This is a genomic window from Streptomyces sp. NPDC051064 (assembly GCF_044455985.1).
Taxonomy (GTDB): Bacteria; Actinomycetota; Actinomycetes; order Streptomycetales; family Streptomycetaceae; genus Streptomyces.
Window position 1 is genome coordinate 83,754 of record NZ_JBITFK010000013.1, and the last position, 18,526, is coordinate 102,279.

Sequence of the window (18,526 nt, forward strand, 5' to 3'; positions counted from 1 at the left end):
GTGCGGGCGTCCCGTCCCGGGGACGGGACGCCCGCACGGGGCGGATGCCTGCTACGGCTTCTGGAAGCCGGCGTCGGCGAGGATCTTCTGGGCCTCGGGGGTGGACAGCCATGCCACGAACGCGGTCGCGGCCTCGCTGTTCCCGGAGGTCTTCAGGGTCGCCGCCGGGTAGGAGGCTACGGCGTTCTGCGCGTCCGGGATGTCGACCGCGTCGATCTTGCCGGTCGCGGCGGCGGCGTCGGTCCTGTAGACGAGGCCGGCGTCCGCCTCGCCGAGTTCGACCTTGCTGAGGACGGCGCGGACGTTGGGCTCCTGGGAGACGGGCTTCACGTCGATCTTCTGCGCGTCCAGGATCTGCCGGCTGTAGCGCCCGACCGGCACCTCGGGCGCGGCGAGGACGACCTTCAGCTCGGGGTCGGCGAGGTCCTTCAGGGCCTCGACCTTCTCCGGGTTGCCCTTGCCCGTGGCGATCACCAGACGGTTCTTCGCGATGACGGCCGGCGATCCGGTGTCGGACTTCAGCCCGTCCATCGTCCTGGTGTCCGCCGTCACCAGTGCGTCGGCGGGTGCGCCCTGCTTGACCTGCGCGGCAAGTTCCTGCGAGCCGGCGAACGAGAAGGTCACCTCGGTCCCGGGGTGCTTCTTCTCGTAGGCCGCACCGGCCGTCTTGAAGACGTCGGTGAGCGAGGAGGCGGCCAGAACCGTCAGGTCGGCCTGCGGCGCCCCGGATGCCGACTTGTCACCCGAGTCCTTCTCGTCGTCGCTGCCACAGGCGGCCAGCGGAACCAGGAGAGCCGCCGTGAGGATCGCGGCCGCGGTACGCCGCCGGGTGAAGGTGAGAGACATGAGGGTGGGGCTCCTTGGGGACGCGGCCGGCCTGTGCCGCCCGGGCGGGTGCCGGAGAGCCGCGCCGAGCGGGACGATCCCCCTGTGCGGGGCTGCATGTGCGACAGATTAAAGGAGCCCTGCTTGTATTTACAAAGCTTAATACGAATCTCCATGGCAAATGCGTTCGCACCTGGAGGATGGTCCGATTCCGGGGGTGGCCGGCGGTGCCGGGCGCCCGGGCCGGCACGGTGAGGTGCCCGTCTCCGCCGGACACCGCGAGCGCGAGGCGGGAACGTTCCTTGCGCCGTCGGGCGTCGAACAGCGGCTGCGCGTCGAGGATCACCTCGCGTAGGAGCGGTTTGCTTGGTCTGTGAGCCTCTGCGCGAGTTTCTCCGACATGTGCGAGGCCGCTCGATGCGGCCTGCGGGCGGTTCTACCGTCGCGCTGACCGTTTCAGGCGCGGGTGCAGCTCATGCTTCCCTTCTCGGGCGGTCACCAGGTGACGGGCAGGGCGTGGAGGCCGTAGATGACGGCGTCGTACTTGAAGGGAACGGCGTCGAGGTCGTCGACGGTGCGGAGGGTGGGGATGCGCCGGAAGAGGGTGGGACAGATGACCTGGAGCTCCATGCGGGCCAGTGGCTGGCCCACGCAGTGATGGGCGCCGGCTCCGAACGCCTGGTGGTGGCGGGCGTTGCGGGTGAGGTCGAGGCGGTCGGGGTCGGGGAAGACCGCGGGGTCGCGGTTGGCGAGTTCGCCGAGGAGGATGACGCCCTCTCCCGCACGGATGGTGCGACCGGCGATCTCGATGTCCTCCAGGGCGGTGCGGCGGCGGCCGAGGTGGACGATGGAGAGGTAGCGCAGGAGTTCCTCGACGGCGTCGCGGATGACGGCGGGGTCGTCCGTGTCGCGGATCAGGGCGAGTTGCCCGGGGTGCTGGAGGAGCAGGAGCGTGCCCAGGCTGATCATGTTCGCGGTGGTCTCGTGTCCGCCGAGGAGAAGGAGTACGCCCATCGTGGCGGCCTCCCGGCGGGTGAGTTCGCCGTTCTCGATCTGTGTGCAGAGGCTGGAGATGAGGTCGTCGCCGGGTTCGGTGAGCTTGCGGCCGACGAGCTCGTCGAGGTAGGCGGCGAGGTTGGTGTGGGCCGTGCGCCGTTCCTCGGGAGAGGCGACGGCGGAGACGATGACCTTGCTGTTCGTCTGGAAGAACTCATGGTCCTGGTAGGGGACGCCGAGCATTTCGGAGATGGCCAGGGAGGGGATGGGCAGGGCGAGCGCCTGGACGAGGTCGGCCGTGCCGGGGCCCTCCAGCATGGCGTCGATGAAGTCGTCGGCCATCTTCTGCACGCGGGGACGCATCGCCTCGACGCGCTTGATGGTGAAGGCACCGCTGATCATGCGGCGCAGCCGGGCGTGCTCCGGGTCGTCCATGCCGACGAAGCTCAGATCGGTGCTGCCCGCATGGGCGTGCGAGGGATCCACGGGGCTGGGAAAGCCCGGCCGGGTGAACTCCACGCTCAGACGTGCGTCGGACAGCAGCGCCTTCTGCTCGGCGTGCCCCGTCACAGCCCAGGGAGTGCTGCCGCCCCAGGAGCGGACCCCGGGCCGTACCCGGACAGCGCCCGCATCTCGGGCGACGGGGCGAAGGGGCATTCCGACCGCGCGGCGGGGGGAAGTCGGGAATGCCGTCGGCGCTCGCCTCAGGAGTGCCGGCATCGACGGGAGTGGCGGGCGTGCTGGTCATGGTCTTCTCCGGTTAAATCAATCGGCTGACTTAATTGGACGGCGCGGCTGGCCGGAATCGTGTGGGCGCCGTCCGGCGGCTTCCCCGTACGGGCAGCCGTCCGCCGGGAGACGGTCGTCGCCCGCGGACCCCGAGGTCGTCGTGATCAACAACTACGGGGACACCACCGCGGACCGGAAGCGGACGTTCCTGAAGTCCTACGGGCCGCTCGCGCACGTGTCCGCCGTCAAGAACGACCGGATCGTCGTCCTCGTCGAAAGCCCGCGCAACCACGCGGCCATCTGCTCACTCGCCGCGGAGCTGCGGGATCTCAGCTCCTGAACAGCCCGGTTCCGGCGTTCCCTCCCGCAGGGCGTCGGAGACGGACTTGACGCCGCCGTGCGCGGTGAGTCCGCCGTCCACGGGGATATCCGCACCGGTGATGAAGGACGACTCGTCCGACAGCAGGAAGACGACGAGTGGGGCGACCTCGTCGGCCGTCCCGGTGCGGCCCAGCGGCGTCTCGCGGACGTTGGCGGCCCGGAACGCCGGCGCCGCGGAGGCGGTCATCTCGGTCTCGATGTAGCCGGGGTGGACGGTGTTGACGCGGATGCCCCGAGCGCCGAGCTCCAGCGCCGCCGTCCTCGACAGGCCCCGCAGCGCCCACTTGCTGGTGGTGTAGGCCACCGGGTAGTGGGCGGTGAGGGCCGCCGACGAGCCGACGTTGACGACGGAGGCACCGCGGGGCATGAGCGGGGCGAGGTGCTGGATGCCGAGGAGGGGCCCGGTGACGTTGACGGCGTGGACCCGCGCCATGTCCTCGGAGCGTACGTCGCCGATCCGTGCCCGCCAGGTGATGCCGGCGTTGTTGACGAGGCCGTGCACCTCGCCGTACGAGTCCCGCAGCTCGGCGGCGAGTTCGGCCCACTCCTCCTCACTGGTGACGTCGAGCCGCCGGCAGCCGTCCCGGGGTTCCACGTCGGTGGCGACGACACGGGCGCCCTCCCGGGCCAGGGCCGCCGCCTCGGCGGCGCCCTGGCCACGGGCGGCCCCCGTGACGACCACGACCTTGTCCCGGAGCCGCGGGGCGCCCGTGCCTGTCACGCCCGCCGCCTGTCGCGGCGTCGGCCGGCCGGCAGCGGCACGGGCTCGGCGCCCGGGACGACGGTGCTGGTCAGCGAGCCGATGCCCTCGACCGTGAGCATGACGGTGTCGCCGGGCTCGAGCGGCGGCGGGGTCTGCTGGCCGTGTACGCCCCAGAGTTCGGCGAGGCATCCGCCGTTGCCGCACGTGCCCGAACCGAGCACGTCCCCGGGCACGACCCGGGTGCCGCGTGAGGCGTAGGCGGTCATCTCCTCGAAGGTCCAGCTCATGTGGGAGAGCAGGTCCTCGCCGACCGTCACGCCGTTGACCTCGGCGGTCAGCGCGAGACGCAGGAAGCCCTCGGTGTCCCGGTGGGGCTCCAGCTCGTCGGACGTGACGAGGTACGGGCCGAGGGTGGTCGCGGTGTCCTTGCCCTTGCAGGGGCCGAGACCGACCTTCATCTCAGCGGACTGCAGATCACGGGCGGACCAGTCGTTGAAGACCGTGTAGCCGACGATGTGGTCGCGCGCCTGCTGTGGGGTGAGGTCGTGCCCCTCCCGGCCGATGACGGCGGCGACTTCGAGCTCGAAGTCGAGCACGGCGGAACCGGGTGGCACGGGGACGCCGTCCTGGGGGCCGTAGATCGCGTGCGGGTTGGTGAAGTAGAAGGTCGGCGCCGCGTACCACTGCTCGGGCACGCCGGCGACACCATCGACGGAGCGGCGCACGCCCTCGACGTGTTCCTCGAAGGTGACGAAGTCGCGTACCGACGTGGGCTGGAGCGGAGCCAGCAGCCGGACCTGGGAGACAGGAGGGCCGGCCGGCCCGTCGAGTGCCGCCGCGCCCGCGGCGAGCAGGCCGGGCAGCCCGTCGGTCTCCGCGAGCAGCGCGGTGAGTGAGGTGACGCCGGGCAGCGGGAAGAGCGTGCCGTCCTCGTCCACGACGGCCACCCGGTCACGATGCTGATGCTGATAAGTGGCGAAGCGCATGGTGCGTTCTCCTGGGGTCGGCCGGGCTCAGACCGGAGGGGCGACGAACACGCCGCGGTCGGGGTCGTTGAAGGACTCCTTGGCGACGAGTTCGTTCATCGCGTTGGCGGTGCCCCACTGGTCGGTGACCTCGGGCTTGGAGAAGTCGTAGACGTGCGGGTGCCAGGTGTCCTCGTCGAGGTTCTCCAGCTCGGTCGTGTACTCGACGGTGTTGCCGTGCGGGTCGAGGAAGTACGTGAAGGTGTTGTCACCCGCCATGTGCCGTCCGGGCCCCCAGATCTTGCGGAAGCCGGCCCGCATGACCCGGCCGGAGCCGCGCATGTACTCGTCGATGCCGCGCATCTCGAACGAGACGTGGTGCAGGGCGGTGTGCGGGCCCTGGGCGATGGCCATGGAGTGGTGCTGGTTGCTGATCCGCATGAAGTGCATGACCTCGCCCATGTGTGGCGAGGAGAGCGTGTCGGAGAGGGCGAAACCGAGGTGGCGCTCGTACCACTCCCGGGTGCGGTTCAGGTCGGGCGAGTTGAGGACGACGTGGGAGAGCTTGACCGGGATGGCCTCCTTCTCCTCGATCTTCCGGTGCTGCCGGACCTCGACGTCGGCCGAGACCTCGATGGTGCGGCCGTCGACGTCGAAGAAGCGGAAACCGTACCCGCCGCCCGGGGTGTCCACCGTGCCGGGCCGCGAGATCAGCTGCACGCCGCCGGCCAGCAGCCGCTCGGCCAGGGTGTCCACATCGGCCGGGCTCGCGGCGCCGTAGGAGACGAGGTCGAGCCGCTTCTCCTCGGCCTTACGCAGCCGTACGACGTACTGCTCCGGGGAGCCCTCGGCGGCCAGGAAGGAGATCCCGGAGTCCTCGGTGACCTTGGTGAGGCCCCAGACGCCGGCGTAGAAGTCGAGCTGCTTGTCGTAGTCGGGCACCGCCAGGTCGACGTGACGCAGGTGGGTGAGCAGGCGTGCGCTCATGGTGGGTTCCTCCTCAGATGAGAGTGGGGCCGAGCAGGGCGGCGGCGTTGTCACCGCGTACGGCGTCGAAGTCGGCCCGGGGCAGCCCCGCGGCGCGCAGGGCGCCGACCGGGTCCTCGGTGCCCATGTCGAAGGGGAAGTCGGAGCCGAGGAGTACGCGGTCGGCCCCGGCCACCCGGATCAGCTCCCGCAGGACGTGCGGGTCGTGGACGAGCGAGTCGAAGTAGAGCCGCTTGAGGTAGCTGCTGGGCAGGTGGGCGCAGCCGGCACCGGCGTCGGAGCGCGTGGACCAGGCGTGGTCGGAGCGGCCTATGTGGGTGGGGAGGTAGCCGCCGCCGTGTGCGGCGATCAGCTTCAGGCCCGGGTGCCTGTCGAGCACCCCCGAGAAGATGAGGTGGGAGAGCGCGACGGCGTTCTCGGTGGGCTGGCCGACCGTGTTGGACAGGTACCACCGGTCCAGACGCTCGTCGAGCGTGCAACCGAAGGGGTGCAGGAAGACGACCGCACCCGTCTCGCCGGCCCGGGACCAGAACGGTTCGTAGGCGGGGTCGGACAGTTCCCGCCCCGGGGCGTGGCTGGAGATCTCCACCCCGGTCAGCCCTTGTTCCAGAGCGTGATCGAGGGCGCGTACCGCCTGGACCGGATGCTGGAGAGGTACGAGTCCGAGTCCGCGCAGCCGATCGGGGGCGGCCGAACAGTGCCCGGCCGTAACCTCGTTGGCGGCGCGGTACACCTTCTCGGCCGTCTCCTCGTCGGCCCAGTAGTGGTAGTGCGAGGGGGAGGGGCTGACCAGCTGGACGTCCACGCCCTGTGCGTCCATCGCGGCCAGGCGTACGGCGGTGTCGGTCAGCCGCGGGATCCGCTCACCCACCATCGGGCCGCTGACGGCGAGAGCCGCGGGGCCGTTCCGCCGCGCGTCGAGCTCCTTGGCCTCGGCCAGGCCGGGCAGGCCCGCCACGAGCGCCTCGATCTCAGGGATCAGGATGTGGGCGTGCACGTCCACGGTGGGGGAGGTCACGGCAGCTCCCGGAGCATCGTCATGGTGCGGCCCATCAGGCCGGGCACATCGGCGTCGCGTACGCCGTCGAGCTGCCACTGCCCGATCTGCACGGAGGCTTCCACGACGGGGCGTACGCGGGTGATCCGCCGCTCGTGGTACGCCTGGAGCAGCGCGTCGTCCCAGGTACCGGCGTCGGTCAGCATCTGGGCGAGCACCCAGGCGTCCTCCATGGACAGGGCGGCGCCCTGGGCGAGGGTGGGCGGACAGCAGTGGGCGGCGTCGCCCACGAGGACGACCCGGCCCCGGTGCCACGAGCCCTCGACCAGCATGCGGTCGAACCACGTGTAGTTGACCTGCGCCGGGTCGGTGATGTGCTCGGTGATCTCCGGCCAGTTGCCGCCGTAGGCGGAGGCCAGGCGTCGCATCTCGTCGGCGTACGACTCCGGAGGGATCGAGGCGCGGTCGCGGTTGGCCTCGACGACGTACGCGTAGAGCGTGGTGTCGCCGGTGGGGCAGTAGCCGGCGATGTAGGCCGGGCCGCCGTAGGCGAGGTCCGTGCGGGACACTCCGGCCGGGCGCGGGGCGGCCACGCGCCAGATGGCCATGCCGGTCGGCTCCGGCCCGGCCTCGATGCCGATGGCCGCGCGGGTGGCGGAGCCCAGGCCGTCCGCCGCGATCACCAGGTCGTAGCGGCCCTCGGTGCCGTCCGTGAACCGGACCGTGACGCCGTCGGCGTCCTGGTCGAAGAGCTCGGCCCGGGTGCCCAGCCGGACACGGGCACCGCTCGCGCCGACGGCCTCGATCAGGATCTGCTGGAGCCGGGGGCGCTGCATGCCGACCGTGGCGGGAAGGTCGTCACCGCCGGTGCGGAGGTCGTCCTGGACGTGCAGGACCGTACCGTCGGGGGCGGTGATGCCGACCGAGCCGAAACCGGAGCCGGACTCCTCCACCTGCTCCCAGACACCCAGTTCGCGCAGCACACGCAAGGCGTTGCCCTGGAGGGTGATGCCGGAGCCGGCGGTGGCGTTCCAGTCGTCCCGGGCCTCGATCAGGTCCACCGCGAAGCCGGCGCGGCGCAGCAGGATCGTCACGGCGTTGCCGGCCGCGCCGCCGCCTACGACGAGGATCGTGCGGGTATCGGTCATGGGGGAACTCCTTCGTTCCGCTGATTACTTGACGGCGATCGGATTCACGGGCGAGCCGACCGCGCCGGTGATGGGAAGGGGCGCGGCGACCAGCAGGAACTCGTACACACCGTCGGCGGCGCAGTCCCGGGCGAGCGCGTCCAGGTCCCACATCTCGCCGATCAGCAGGCCGATGTGCGGGATGGCGACCTGGTGCAGCGGCTGGAACGCGTGGTCGAACTCGTTGGGCCGCACCTCGAAGCCCCAGGTGTCGGTGGCGATCGCCGCGATCTCGCTGTTCCGAAGCCACCCCGCGGTGGTGAAGGAGAGACCGGGGGCGGGCCCACCCGCGTAGTCGCCCCAGCCGTCGCGGCGCACCCGGGTGAGCTGGCCGGTGCGCACCACCACGAGGTCACCGCGTCCCACGGTCACACCGTGGGACGCGGCGGTCGCCGTCAGGTGCTCCTCGGTGATCGCGAAGCCGTCCGGCAGCCCGTCGTTCTCGCCGAACACCCGTCCCACGTCCAGGAGAACGCCGCGTCCCGCGACGTGCGGCGCCATGTGCTCGATGCCGGTGACCAGGTCACCGTCCGACGTGACGACCTGCTCGGCGGGTCGGCCGTTCCACGCCTTGCCGTGGTCGAAGATGTGCCCGAGCCCGTCCCACTGCGTCGAGCACTGCAGCGGCATGGCGATCACGTCGTCGGCGCCGCCGATCCCGTGCGGCAGCCCCTGGTTCCCGAGGGCCGCGTCCGTCCCGGTGTCCAGCATGGTGTGCACCGGATTGGTGCGTCGCCGCCAGCCCTTCTGCGGGCCGTCGATGTCGAAGCGCTGGGAGAGCGAGAAGCTGACGCCGCGCCGGACGAGTGCGGCACCCTCCCGGCGCTTGGCCCCGTCGAGGAAGTTGAGGGTGCCGAGCACGTCGTCCCGGCCCCAGCGGCCCCAGTTGGAACACTCCTTCGCCGCCTCGGCGATCGAGCCCTCGGGGTCGGTGCGGTCCATGCTCATGACTCCTCCGCGACACAACGGGTGCGCTGGGTGCCGAGCCCGGTGACGGAGCTGTCCATGACGTCCCCGTCACGCAGGAGACGGCCCCAGTGCATCCCGTTGCCTGCAGGGGATCCGGTCAGCACCAGGTCGCCGGGGAGGAGACGGGCGGACTGCGACACGTAGGAGATCAGGCGCGCCACGTCGAAGATCATGTCCTCGGTGGACTCGTCCTGCATGGTCTCGCCGTTGAGCTTCAGCGTGAGCCGCAGGCCATCGGTGTCCGGGACCGACCCGGCCGGCACGATCCAGGGGCCGAGCGGGGTGAACCCGGGGGCGTTCTTGCTGCGCAGCCAGTCGGTGCCGATCTGCGGCATGTCCCGGCGGAACACCGTCGCCCGGTCGGTCAGGTCGTTGGCGATGGTGTAGCCGGCGACGTACGACAGGGCGTCCTCGACGGACACCTGGTGGGCGGGGCGGCCGATCACCACGGCCAGCTCCAGCTCCCAGTCCGGCTTGCCGGCCCAGGAGGGCAGCACGACGTCGTCGTACGGGCCGGTGATCGCGCCCGGCAGGCCGATGAACACGTACGGGAGGTCCTCCGCCGCCCGGCGGTCCATGATCTCCGCCGCCTCCGCGCGGCGCTCCTCCTCGGAGCGGTCGTCGTCCGGCGCCCGGTGCGCGACATGCAGGTCGATCACATGCTGCCGGTAGTTCGCTCCCGACTGGAACACCTGCCGCGGGTCGACGGGCGCGTGCACCCGGAAGCCCTCCAGCGGGCTGCTGCCGGAGCCGCTTCCGCCCGACAGGGCGTGCAGCCGCGGCAGGGCCGTCTCCCAGCGGTCCAGCAGGTCCCGGACCGTCAACTGCTCCTCGCCGAAGGCGGCCCGCAGGTCGGTCACCTGTCCGTCGGGGGTGACGAGAGCCGGGAACGCCGGGCCGCCGGGGGCCGACAGGGTGCCGAGGGCGAAGGGTCCGGCGAAGAGCGCGGACGCGGATCCAGGTTTCACGAACATGTCCTCCTGATTGCGGTGGAACCAATCTGGACCCGCCGCCCGCGATCAGGGAAATCGATTCCGTGGATAATCGGTATCCACCACATTTATTCATGCCTGGTCGGCGCCGTACCGTAGGAGGAGTCCCATGAATCTGGCCAGCCTCGACCTGAATCTGGTCGTCGCTCTGCGTGCCCTCCTGGAGGAACGCAACGTCACCAGGGCCGGTCAGCGCGTCGGGCTCAGCCAGCCCGCCATGAGCGCGGCCCTCGCACGGCTGCGCCGGCACTTCGACGACGATCTGCTCGCGCGGGTCGGCGGCCACTACGAGCTCACCGCGCTCGGCCAGGTCCTCCTCGACCGCACGTCCACCGCCTACGCCGTGCTGGAGCGCCTCTTCGCCAGCCAGGCCGACTTCGACCCGGCCGAGGAGAGCCGCGAGTTCAAGCTGGTCGCGTCCGACTACGCGGTCGCCGTCTTCGGCACAGAGCTGGCCCACGTCGTGCACGAGGAGGCGCCCGGCATCCGGCTCCGCTTCACCCACACCCCCTCGACGGTGGTCGACGACACCGCCACCCTGCTGAGCGCCACCGACGGCCTGCTGATGCCGCACGGCGTCATCAGCGACTTCCCCGCCACCGACCTCTACGACGACCGCTGGGTCTTCCTCGTCGCGGACGACCACCCGAGCGTCGACGGCCGGCTGACCCAGCAGGACCTCGCCCGGCTGCCCTGGGTCACCTACCAGCGCACCTACGACGCCCCCGCCATGCGGCAGTTGGGCATGCTCGGCATCGAGCCCCGCGTGGAGGTCTCCGTCGACAGCTTCCAGCTGCTGCCGCTCCTGGTGGCCGGCACGCGGCGCATCGCCCTGGTCCAGGCCCGGCTCGCCCGGCTCCTCTCCCCGGTCGCCGCCGTGCGGATCGTGGAGCCCCCGTACGAAGCGGTGCCGCTGCGGGAAGCGCTGTGGTGGCACCCGGTGCACACACACGACGCCGCCCACATCTGGCTCCGGGAGACCGCCGCCCGGGTCGGCAGACGTCTGGGAGGATGACCGGCGGCGGCGAGGGCGACGGCTTCCACATGTCCGCCCGGGTCCTGCGCGGGGGCGTGGCGTAGCACACAGCGGGCCCGCCCGCGCCGGGCGTCTCCGCCGGCCGGTCCCCTGCGGGAGCGCGGATCCGGCCCTTCCTCCGGCCTGCCGTCCCGCCGGCCGCTGTGACCCGGATCTCTACCGCGTCGCCCGCCTCCGCTGGCACTGTGGTCGGGTCACGGGGGACGCCCACTGCCGAACGACCGAGCGAGATGCCATGACCGCGACCACAGCCGAGAACCGGACCCACACCCGCGCCCGTACCGGCGGCCCCGAGGACGGGCCGAAGGTCCTGGAGCACATCCTGGGCTGGACGCTCGTGGTCGTCCTCGCCATGTTCGTCACCCAGGCCGGACTGATGTGACCCGTGAACGACCGGTGGGGTGGGGCGCCCGCCCGGCACCCCACCCCTGACCCGCCCTGCGGGTCGTGTACCCCGTCGGGGCTAGTTGATGGCCCGGATCAGCTCACCGTCCGTCGTGTCGCCGCTGAGCTCCCAGAAGAACGTGCCTCCCAGGCCCTGCTCGTTCTTGTAGTCCATCTTCGTGGCGATGGTGGCCGGGGTGTCGTAGCTCCACCAGTTGGTGCCGCAGAGGGCGTACGCCGTCCCGGCGACCGTGCCGGTGGCCGGGCAGCTGTTCTTCAGGACCTTGTAGTCCTCGATGCCCGCCTCGTACGTCCCCGGGGCAGCCCCGGTCGCGGTGCCACCCGGCTCCTCCTGGGTGACGCCGGTCCAGCCGCGTCCGTAGAAGCCGATGCCCAGCAGGAGCTTCTCCGCGGGGACGCCCAGGCCCTTGAGCTTGGAGATCGCCGCGTCACTGTTGAAGCCCTCCGTCGGGATGCCCGGGTAGGAGGTCAGCGGTGAGTGCGGAGCCGTCGGCCCCTGCGCCGCGAACGCGCCGAAGAAGTCGTACGTCATCGGGTTGTACCAGTCCAGGTACTTCGCCGCTCCCGCATAGTCCACCGCGTCGATCTTGCCGCCGTCGGAGCCGTCCGCGGTGATCGCCGAGGTGATCAGATTGCCGGTGCCGAACTTCGAGCGCAGCGCCGACAGGAGGCCGCCGTACGCGTCTCGGCCACTGGTGTCGCAGGTCAGCCCGCAGGCGTTCGGGTACTCCCAGTCGATGTCGATGCCGTCGAAGACATCGGCCCAGCGCGGGTCCTCGACCAGGTCGTAGCAGGACTCGGCGAAGGCGGCGGGGTTCTGCGCGGCCTCACCGAAGCCGCCGGACCAGCTCCAGCCGCCGAAGGACCAGATGACCTTCAGGTCGGGGTGCAGCTTCTTCAGCTTGCGCAACTGGTTGAAGTTTCCGCGGAGTTCCTGGTCCCAGGTGTCCGCGACGCCGTCCACCGACTGGTCCGCCGTGTAGGCCTTCTCGTAGTCGGCGTAGCTGTCGCCGATGGTGCACTTGCCGCCCTGCACGTTGCCGAAGGCGTAGTTGATGTGGGTCAGCTTGTCGGCCGAGCCTGACGTCTCGACGTTCTTGACGTGGTAATTGCGGTCGTAGACACCCCAGTTGGTGAAGTATCCGACCACCTTGTCGCCGGCCGCGGTGGGGGCGGCTTCGGCGGCTGCCGGTGCGGAGACCTCGGCAGCGGAAGGGGCGGCACCCGCGGAGGACGTACCGGCGACGCCGAGCAGTGCGGCTCCGAGCGCGGCGGTGCAGAGGGTGGCGGTGAGTGCCCGGAGGCGGGCGCGAGGACGGTGAAGTCCGGTCATTGTGGCTCCTCGTGGGGGAGGGCTTGGGTGTGGGGGGTGCCTGCCCTTGAGCCATCCGGAATTGGCATGGACGCGATGAGGCATTGGGGGAGACCGTAGAAGGACTAGACCAGTTGGGTCAATGGTTCGGACCAATTTCCCTGGCCGTGGCTCCGGCTACCCGGTGACGCGTGCGCTCCGATCGGGCATACTCAACGCGCCACAGCCGCTGGCCAGCGCCTCCCGTGATCCGGGAAGGCAGGATCGGCTGCGGAGCCGTAGATTTCCGGGCATCGCCCGGGACCACCCGGCGGTGCGGCGCACACCCCGCGCGCGACCGCCGTCACGCCCGACAGGGAGGAGAGCGCCGTCATGTCCGACCGTGCCCCGCAGCCGGTGGAACGCCGTCTGCCCACCGAGGAGTCCCGGCAGCTCGTCGAGCTCGTACGCGACATCGTGTCGAAGGAAATCGCTCCCCGGGCGGCCGAGGAGGAGGAGGCGGGATCCTTCCCGCGCCCGGTCTTCACCCTGCTCTCCGAAGCCGGCCTGCTCGGACTGCCGTACGACTCCGCGTACGGCGGCGGCGACCAGCCGTACGAGGTCTACCTCCAGGTGCTCGAAGAGCTCGCGGCCGCCCGGCTCACCGTCGGCCTCGGCGTCAGCGTCCACTCGCTGGCCTGTCACGCACTCGCCGGCTACGGCACCGAGGCGCAACGGGCCGCCCACCTCCCGGCGATGCTCTCGGGCGGCCTGCTCGGCGCCTACTGCCTCTCCGAACCGTCCTCGGGGTCCGACGCCGCCTCGCTCCGCACCAAGGCCGTCCGGGACGGCGAGGACTGGGTCATCACCGGCACCAAGGCCTGGATCACGCACGGAGGCATCGCCGACTTCTACACGGTGCTGGCCCGCACCGGGGAGGACGGCCCGCGCGGCATCACCGCCTTCCTCGTGCCCGGCGACGCCGAGGGCCTCGGCGCGGCCCTGCCCGAGAAGAAGATGGGCATGAAGGGCTCGCCCACCGCCCAGCTGCACTTCGACGGCGTACGGATCTCCGGCGACCGCCGCATCGGTGACGAGGGGCAGGGCTTCGCCATCGCCCTGTCCGCGCTCGACTCGGGGCGACTGGGAATCGCCGCCTGCGCCATCGGCGTCGCCCAGGCGGCCCTGGACGAGGCGGTCGGATACGCGACCGGCCGGCGCCAGTTCGGCCGGCCCATCGCGGACTTCCAGGGGCTGCGCTTCATGCTCGCCGACATGGCCACCCGGATCGAGGCGGGCCGGGCGCTCTACCTGGAGGCGGCTCGGCTCCGCGACGCGGGCCTCCCGTTCTCGCGGCAGGCGGCGATGGCGAAACTGTTCTGCACCGACGCGGCCATGCAAGTGACCACCGACGCGGTCCAGGTCCTCGGGGGCTACGGCTACACCCTCGACTTCCCGGTCGAGCGGCTGATGCGCGAGGCCAAGGTGCTCCAGATCGTCGAAGGCACCAATCAGATCCAGCGCATGGTCATCGCCCGTCACCTCGCGGGTCCCGAGACGCACTGACCCGGACGGGCCGGTCCGACCAGACCGGTGTCGTCATGATCCGGTTCCACTCCTGGTCATGGCGGCCCGGCAGGGTCCGGCCCGAGCTCTCCCAATGGCGCAGCATGGCCCGGTAGATGGGCGGGTCGGTGGAGTGCGGCGCGGACGGCCCCGTGGCCTCCCCGGTCGGCGGTCCGGGCCGAGGAACCGATTCTCCGGACGTCGGTGCGGCGAGACGGCGGCGTACGGGGCCGGCCGTTGGATGCAGCGTGGTCATACAGAGCCAACGCGCCACGGGGGTCCCGGGTCACTGCCCGGCCGATTCGCGCGCCCGTTCCTCGGGCGCCGCGGCCACCTGCCGCGCACCACGCCGGCCCCGCCGTCGTGGTGCGCGCAGGGGTGCGCCCTCGGGGCGCGGAGACGTCAGGCGGCGTGACGCCGAGCCTGCGGCACGTACCGCAGGGGACGCGAACCCGGGCCGCCGGCGTGCGAGAAGGGCTGCATCCGCCAGTCGAGTCCCTGAGGGAGCGTCAACAGCAGCGCGGTCTCCTGCTCCTGGGCCTCGAGCGACTCGTCGGCCGGGCGCGCCTTGGAGGCGTCACGGTTCGTACCGGGGCAGACGGTGAGGACGAACGGGTTCCACGGCGTGGGGCACAGCGCGTGCTCGGGAAGTACGTCCTCGTCCGCCAGCAGGGCGATCGGCTGGGCGCAGTCCGGGCAGATCACCCGGTACATCTCGAACGTGTCGTACGCGTCGGGAACGGCGTCCTCGTCCGGAGCGGCGTAATCGTCGGACTCCGGTTCGGTACGTCCGGTGAGCTTCAGGCTCTGCATGGTTCTTTCCCCCCTCGGGTGGGCCGGTAAGGCGCCACGGCCTCGGCCACAGCAAGCACTTCCCGTCGGAAGTCGGCCGTAACCGTGACGCCCTCGGCTACCGGCCCGTAAACCTGTGGCATTCGTCACATGCCCCTCGAACGTGCCCTTCCGGGGGCCCCACGGCTGTGCCTGGAGGGCCCGGGGCCATAGGTTGATCCGCATGGAGGAGCTGGACCGTCAGATTGTGGAGTTGCTCGTCAAGGACGGGCGGATGAGCTACACCGACCTGGGCAAGGCCACCGGCCTGTCCACCTCGGCCGTTCATCAGCGTGTCCGCCGGCTGGAGCAGCGCGGGGTGATCCGGGGCTATGCCGCGGTCGTCGACCCCGAAGCTGTCGGCCTGCCCCTCACCGCGTTCATCTCGGTGAAACCCTTCGACCCCAGCGCACCCGACGACATCGCCGAACGGCTCGCCGGTGTGCCGGAGCTGGAGGCGTGCCACAGCGTCGCGGGCGACGAGAACTACATCCTCAAGGTGCGGGTCTCCAGCCCCCTGGAGCTGGAGCACCTGCTGACCCGCATCCGCACCCTCGCCGGCGTCTCCACCCGCACGACCGTCGTCCTCTCCACGCCCTACGAGGCGCGTCCGCCGCGTATCTGAGGGTTCCGCCCGGCGTTGCGGAGGGGGCGGGGGAGGCGCGGGACCCGGCAGGCGCGAGACTGGTCCCATGACCGAGAGCACCGCCCCCCAGAGCGAACACCGCACCGTGCTGCTGCGCGGTGGAGACGTCCACAGCCCCGCCGACCCGTTCGCCACCGCGATGGTCGTCGAACGCGGCCATGTCGCGTGGGTGGGCTCGGAGGGGGCGGCCGACGCCTTCGCGAGCGGCGTCGACGAGGTGATCGACCTGGAAGGGGCGCTGGTCACCCCCGCCTTCACGGACTCCCACGTCCACACCACTTCGACCGGACTCGCCCTCACGGGGCTGGACCTCTCCGGTGCGCGCTCGCTCGCCGAAGCCCTCGGACTCGTGCGTGCGTTCGCGAACGGTCACGCGGGAGCCGGGGTGATCCTCGGCCACGGCTGGGACGCCGCCCGCTGGCCGGAGCAGCGGCCCCCGTCGCGCGGCGAGCTCGACGAAGCGGCCGGCGGCAGGGCCGTCTATCTGCCCCGTGTGGACGTCCACTCCGCCGTCGTGACCACGGCGCTCCTGGACCTGGTGCCCGGCGTCACCGAGCTGACCGGCTACCACCCCGACGCCCCGCTGACCGGCGACGCCCACCACGCGGTGCGCGCGGCCGCCCACGGTGCCGTCACACCGGCGCAGCGGGCGCTCGCCCAGCGCGCCGCCCTGGCGCACGCCGCATCCCTAGGGATCGGCACCGTGCACGAGTGCGCGGGCCCCGACATCTCGGACGAGGAGGACTTCACCGGGCTGCTGAAGCTCGCCTCCGAGCAGCCCGGCCCGCGGGTCTTCGGATACTGGGCCGAGCCCGTCGAGGACGAGAAGGGCGCCCGCCGTATCCGCGAGCTCGGTGCCGTCGGCGCGGCCGGTGACCTCTTCGTCGACGGCTCCCTGGGCTCGCACACCGCCCTCCTGCACGAGCCGTACGCCGACGCCCCGCACACGGGCACCGGCCGGCTCGACGCCGCGCGGATCGCCACACATGTGACGGCGTGCACCGAGGCGGGGCTCCAGGCCGGCTTCCACGCCATCGGCGACGCGGCCCTTTCCGCCGTGGTCGCCGGCGTCCGGGCCGCCGCCGAGACCCTCGGGCTCGCCCGGATCAGGGCCGCCAGGCACCGGGTGGAGCACGCCGAGATGCTCACCCCGGAGACCGTCGCCGCCTTCGCGGAGCTGGGCCTCACCGCCTCCGTCCAGCCCGCCTTCGACGCCGCCTGGGGCGGCCCCGACGGCATGTACGCCCGGCGCCTGGGCGCCGAGCGCGCCGCGACCCTCAACCCCTACGCGGCCCTGCTGCGCGCGGGCGTGCCCCTTGCCTTCGGCTCGGACAGCCCGGTCACCCCGCTGGACCCCTGGGGCACGGTGCGGGCCGCCGCCCATCACCGCACACCGGGCCATCGTGTCTCCGTACGCGCCGGTTTCACCGCCCACACACGGGGCGGCTGGCGGGCCGTCGGGCGGGACGACGGCGGTGTGCTCGTCCCGGGAGCCCCGGCCGACTACGCCGTCTGGCGTACCGGCGACCTGCTGGTCCAGGCCCCGGACGACCGGGTGGCGCGGTGGTCCACCGATCCCCGTTCCGGCACCCCCGGCCTGCCCGATCTGACCCCGGGCGCAGAGCTTCCGGTCTGTCTGCGAACGGTGGTCTTCGGACAAACTGTCTACGTACGGCCGAACGAGTGACGTCAGGACATTTCGTACCGCCGATCGAAGGCGCCGGGACTCTGCCACGACCTGCGCGTCCTCGGTGCTGACCAGGCGTTTTCAGGAGAAACAGCAGGTAGAACGGCTGTTGACAGCACGTGCCCACAGGCCGGTAGGTTCGGCCGGGTCCACCACTGGACGTCCGACCGGTCAAACCTCCACGCAGTCGTCGAACGCCGCTGGGTCACGGGGCGGTGTGCCGCACCGGTGCACCACCACTGACAGCCAGGTTCAGCGCCCGCGCCTCGGGGGCGAGGGAAGGTTTCGTCCGGACGGCAGGTGCGACCCGGGTGGGGCCCGGAGGTTCAGTAGACAACGGCTCTCGGTCGACCCGCAGCCAGCGGGTCCCAGGTCGGCCCGAAGGACGCCGGGCCCCGATCCGCAGTGCTGCCCTTCTGTCCCCAGTTCCACGCTTCTGTCCGCGCGCCACACGCCACCCCCGTGACCGCGTCGGAGTCCGGCCGCGTCGTGCTGGATATGGTGTGCACCTGCGTACGGACTTTAAGGGGCAGTAGTGAACGACGGCGGTCAGAGGCAGTTCGGCCCGCTCGGCACAGTCTTGGTGATCATTCCAACCTACAACGAGGCCGAGAACGTCAAGCTGATCGTCGCCCGGGTGCGCGCCGCCGTGCCGGAAGCGGACATCCTCGTCGCCGACGACAACAGCCCCGACGGCACCGGCAAGGTCGCCGACGAACTCGCGGCCGGCGACAGCCGGGTGCACGTCCTGCACCGCAAGGGCAAGGAAGGGCTCGGGGCCGCCTATCTGGCCGGCTTCCGCTGGGGCTCCGAACACGGCTACGGCGTCCTGGTCGAGATGGACGCGGACGGCTCGCACCAGCCCGAGGAACTGCCCCGGCTCCTCACCGCGTTGAAGGGCGCCGATCTGGTCCTCGGCTCGCGCTGGGTTCCCGGCGGCCGCGTGGTCAACTGGCCCCGGCACCGCGAGATGATCTCGCGCGGCGGCAGCCTCTACTCCCGGATGCTGCTGGGCCTCTCGGTGCGGGACGTCACCGGCGGTTACCGCGCCTTCCGCACCGGGACCCTGGACGGTCTCGGTCTGGACCAGGTCGCCTCCCAGGGCTACTGCTTCCAGGTCGACCTGGCCCGGCGGGCCGTCGAGGCCGGCTATCACGTCGTGGAGGTGCCGATCACCTTCATGGAGCGGGAGATCGGTGACTCCAAGATGAGCCGCGACATCCTCGTCGAGGCCCTGTGGCGGGTGACCGGCTGGGGCATCACCGGCCGGGCCAACAAGGTGCTGGGTCGCAAGACCTCCTGACCGACCTGCCGGGGCCTCATGATCACCCCC

At 71.4% G+C, this 18,526-nt stretch carries 16 protein-coding genes and 3 pseudogenes; 7 read left to right on the forward strand and 12 right to left on the reverse strand.

Features of this window, described 5'->3' with window-relative positions; genetic code table 11:
- Positions 1-51 precede the first annotated feature (51 nt).
- The 3 genes and pseudogenes from modA to ACIBCU_RS35255 all read right to left on the reverse strand — a co-directional run bounded on the left by modA (position 52) and on the right by ACIBCU_RS35255 (position 2,569).
- The gene (gene modA, locus ACIBCU_RS35245) at positions 52-846 is read right to left on the reverse strand and encodes a molybdate ABC transporter substrate-binding protein (protein WP_399236544.1); all 795 of its coding nucleotides are present in this window, start codon (positions 844-846) and stop codon (positions 52-54) included.
- Between the two features lie 214 nt (positions 847-1,060).
- Positions 1,061-1,186 (reverse strand): annotated as a pseudogene (locus ACIBCU_RS35250) (molybdopterin-dependent oxidoreductase); the annotation flags it as partial.
- A gap of 134 nt (positions 1,187-1,320) precedes the next feature.
- Positions 1,321-2,569 (reverse strand): annotated as a pseudogene (locus ACIBCU_RS35255) (cytochrome P450).
- A gap of 126 nt (positions 2,570-2,695) precedes the next feature.
- Between ACIBCU_RS35255 and ACIBCU_RS35260 the strand changes: the two are divergent.
- Positions 2,696-2,890, forward strand: a pseudogene (locus ACIBCU_RS35260) (iron transporter); the annotation flags it as partial.
- Here ACIBCU_RS35260 and ACIBCU_RS35265 read toward each other — a convergent pair.
- Genes ACIBCU_RS35265 through ACIBCU_RS35295 form a run of 7 tightly spaced genes read right to left on the reverse strand, consistent with a single transcriptional unit; the run spans position 2,855 to position 9,713 of the window.
- Entirely contained in the window at positions 2,855-3,652 is a 798-nt protein-coding gene (locus tag ACIBCU_RS35265; protein ID WP_399236546.1) for an SDR family NAD(P)-dependent oxidoreductase, read from the reverse strand. The pseudogene ACIBCU_RS35260 and the gene ACIBCU_RS35265 sit on opposite strands and share 36 nt — an antisense overlap.
- Positions 3,649-4,620 (reverse strand): fumarylacetoacetate hydrolase family protein, encoded by a 972-nt coding sequence (locus ACIBCU_RS35270; RefSeq protein WP_399236548.1) that lies wholly within the window; start codon positions 4,618-4,620, stop codon positions 3,649-3,651. The genes ACIBCU_RS35265 and ACIBCU_RS35270 overlap by 4 nt, the downstream gene beginning before the upstream one ends.
- Before the next feature lie 27 nt (positions 4,621-4,647).
- Positions 4,648-5,586: a VOC family protein gene (locus ACIBCU_RS35275; protein ID WP_399236550.1), complete on the reverse strand. Its 939-nt coding sequence runs from the start codon at positions 5,584-5,586 to the stop codon at positions 4,648-4,650.
- A 13-nt stretch (positions 5,587-5,599) separates the two neighbouring features.
- Positions 5,600-6,604, reverse strand: a complete 1,005-nt coding sequence (locus ACIBCU_RS35280) for an amidohydrolase family protein (RefSeq protein ID WP_399236552.1) — start codon at positions 6,602-6,604, stop codon at positions 5,600-5,602.
- Positions 6,601-7,731 carry an FAD-dependent oxidoreductase gene (locus ACIBCU_RS35285; protein WP_399236554.1) on the reverse strand — a complete coding sequence of 377 codons (1,131 nt, stop codon included), beginning with the start codon at positions 7,729-7,731 and terminating at the stop codon, positions 6,601-6,603. Before ACIBCU_RS35285 ends, ACIBCU_RS35280 begins: the two co-directional genes overlap by 4 nt.
- 24 nt (positions 7,732-7,755) lie before the next feature.
- Complete coding sequence (locus ACIBCU_RS35290) at positions 7,756-8,718, reverse strand: cyclase family protein (RefSeq protein ID WP_362937907.1); 963 nt, start codon at positions 8,716-8,718, stop codon at positions 7,756-7,758.
- Positions 8,715-9,713 carry a fumarylacetoacetate hydrolase family protein gene (locus ACIBCU_RS35295; protein WP_399236556.1) on the reverse strand — a complete coding sequence of 333 codons (999 nt, stop codon included), beginning with the start codon at positions 9,711-9,713 and terminating at the stop codon, positions 8,715-8,717. Before ACIBCU_RS35295 ends, ACIBCU_RS35290 begins: the two co-directional genes overlap by 4 nt.
- A gap of 127 nt (positions 9,714-9,840) precedes the next feature.
- Here ACIBCU_RS35295 and ACIBCU_RS35300 point away from each other — a divergent pair, with 127 nt between their 5' ends.
- Together ACIBCU_RS35300 and ACIBCU_RS35305 are read left to right on the forward strand one after the other, a co-directional pair.
- Complete coding sequence (locus tag ACIBCU_RS35300) at positions 9,841-10,746, forward strand: LysR family transcriptional regulator (RefSeq protein ID WP_362937913.1); 906 nt, start codon at positions 9,841-9,843, stop codon at positions 10,744-10,746.
- Between the two features lie 256 nt (positions 10,747-11,002).
- Positions 11,003-11,149, forward strand: a complete 147-nt coding sequence (locus ACIBCU_RS35305; RefSeq protein ID WP_329226518.1) for an SCO1431 family membrane protein — start codon at positions 11,003-11,005, stop codon at positions 11,147-11,149.
- A gap of 81 nt (positions 11,150-11,230) precedes the next feature.
- Here the strand turns inward: ACIBCU_RS35305 and ACIBCU_RS35310 are convergent, their stop codons facing one another.
- Entirely contained in the window at positions 11,231-12,505 is a 1,275-nt protein-coding gene (locus ACIBCU_RS35310; protein WP_362937916.1) for a glycoside hydrolase family 18 protein, read from the reverse strand.
- Between the two features lie 351 nt (positions 12,506-12,856).
- Between ACIBCU_RS35310 and ACIBCU_RS35315 the strand changes: the two genes are divergently transcribed.
- Entirely contained in the window at positions 12,857-14,029 is a 1,173-nt protein-coding gene (locus ACIBCU_RS35315) for an acyl-CoA dehydrogenase family protein (protein ID WP_362937919.1), read from the forward strand.
- Between the two features lie 402 nt (positions 14,030-14,431).
- Here ACIBCU_RS35315 and ACIBCU_RS35320 read toward each other — a convergent pair whose 3' ends face one another.
- On the reverse strand, positions 14,432-14,842 hold the full coding sequence (locus tag ACIBCU_RS35320) for a hypothetical protein (protein WP_362937922.1): 411 nt from the start codon (positions 14,840-14,842) through the stop codon (positions 14,432-14,434).
- Positions 14,843-15,044: 202 nt separating this feature from the next.
- Between ACIBCU_RS35320 and ACIBCU_RS35325 the strand changes: the two genes are divergently transcribed.
- The 3 genes from ACIBCU_RS35325 to ACIBCU_RS35335 all read left to right on the forward strand — a co-directional run bounded on the left by ACIBCU_RS35325 (position 15,045) and on the right by ACIBCU_RS35335 (position 18,496).
- A complete protein-coding gene (locus ACIBCU_RS35325) occupies positions 15,045-15,485 on the forward strand; it encodes an Lrp/AsnC family transcriptional regulator (protein ID WP_033304241.1) in 441 nt (146 codons plus the stop codon).
- A gap of 67 nt (positions 15,486-15,552) precedes the next feature.
- Positions 15,553-17,193, forward strand: coding sequence for an amidohydrolase (locus ACIBCU_RS35330; RefSeq protein ID WP_399236560.1), 1,641 nt, complete (start codon positions 15,553-15,555; stop codon positions 17,191-17,193).
- A gap of 535 nt (positions 17,194-17,728) precedes the next feature.
- A complete protein-coding gene (locus ACIBCU_RS35335) occupies positions 17,729-18,496 on the forward strand; it encodes a polyprenol monophosphomannose synthase (protein ID WP_362937928.1) in 768 nt (255 codons plus the stop codon).
- Positions 18,497-18,526 lie beyond the last annotated feature (30 nt).

Bases quoted from the DNA above. Each gene is read 5' to 3' on its own strand.
- ACIBCU_RS35330 (WP_399236560.1), top strand. From the start codon at position 15,553: ATGACCGAGAGCACCGCCCCCCAGAGCGAACACCGCACCGTGCTGCTG.
- ACIBCU_RS35315 (WP_362937919.1), top strand. From the start codon at position 12,857: ATGTCCGACCGTGCCCCGCAGCCGGTGGAACGCCGTCTGCCCACCGAG.
- ACIBCU_RS35285 (WP_399236554.1), bottom strand. From the start codon at position 7,731: ATGACCGATACCCGCACGATCCTCGTCGTAGGCGGCGGCGCGGCCGGC.
- modA (WP_399236544.1), bottom strand. From the start codon at position 846: ATGTCTCTCACCTTCACCCGGCGGCGTACCGCGGCCGCGATCCTCACG.
- ACIBCU_RS35275 (WP_399236550.1), bottom strand. From the start codon at position 5,586: ATGAGCGCACGCCTGCTCACCCACCTGCGTCACGTCGACCTGGCGGTG.
- ACIBCU_RS35295 (WP_399236556.1), bottom strand. From the start codon at position 9,713: ATGTTCGTGAAACCTGGATCCGCGTCCGCGCTCTTCGCCGGACCCTTC.
- ACIBCU_RS35320 (WP_362937922.1), bottom strand. From the start codon at position 14,842: ATGCAGAGCCTGAAGCTCACCGGACGTACCGAACCGGAGTCCGACGAT.
- ACIBCU_RS35305 (WP_329226518.1), top strand. From the start codon at position 11,003: ATGACCGCGACCACAGCCGAGAACCGGACCCACACCCGCGCCCGTACC.
- ACIBCU_RS35325 (WP_033304241.1), top strand. From the start codon at position 15,045: ATGGAGGAGCTGGACCGTCAGATTGTGGAGTTGCTCGTCAAGGACGGG.
- ACIBCU_RS35310 (WP_362937916.1), bottom strand. From the start codon at position 12,505: ATGACCGGACTTCACCGTCCTCGCGCCCGCCTCCGGGCACTCACCGCC.
- ACIBCU_RS35300 (WP_362937913.1), top strand. From the start codon at position 9,841: ATGAATCTGGCCAGCCTCGACCTGAATCTGGTCGTCGCTCTGCGTGCC.
- ACIBCU_RS35290 (WP_362937907.1), bottom strand. From the start codon at position 8,718: ATGAGCATGGACCGCACCGACCCCGAGGGCTCGATCGCCGAGGCGGCG.
- ACIBCU_RS35270 (WP_399236548.1), bottom strand. From the start codon at position 4,620: ATGCGCTTCGCCACTTATCAGCATCAGCATCGTGACCGGGTGGCCGTC.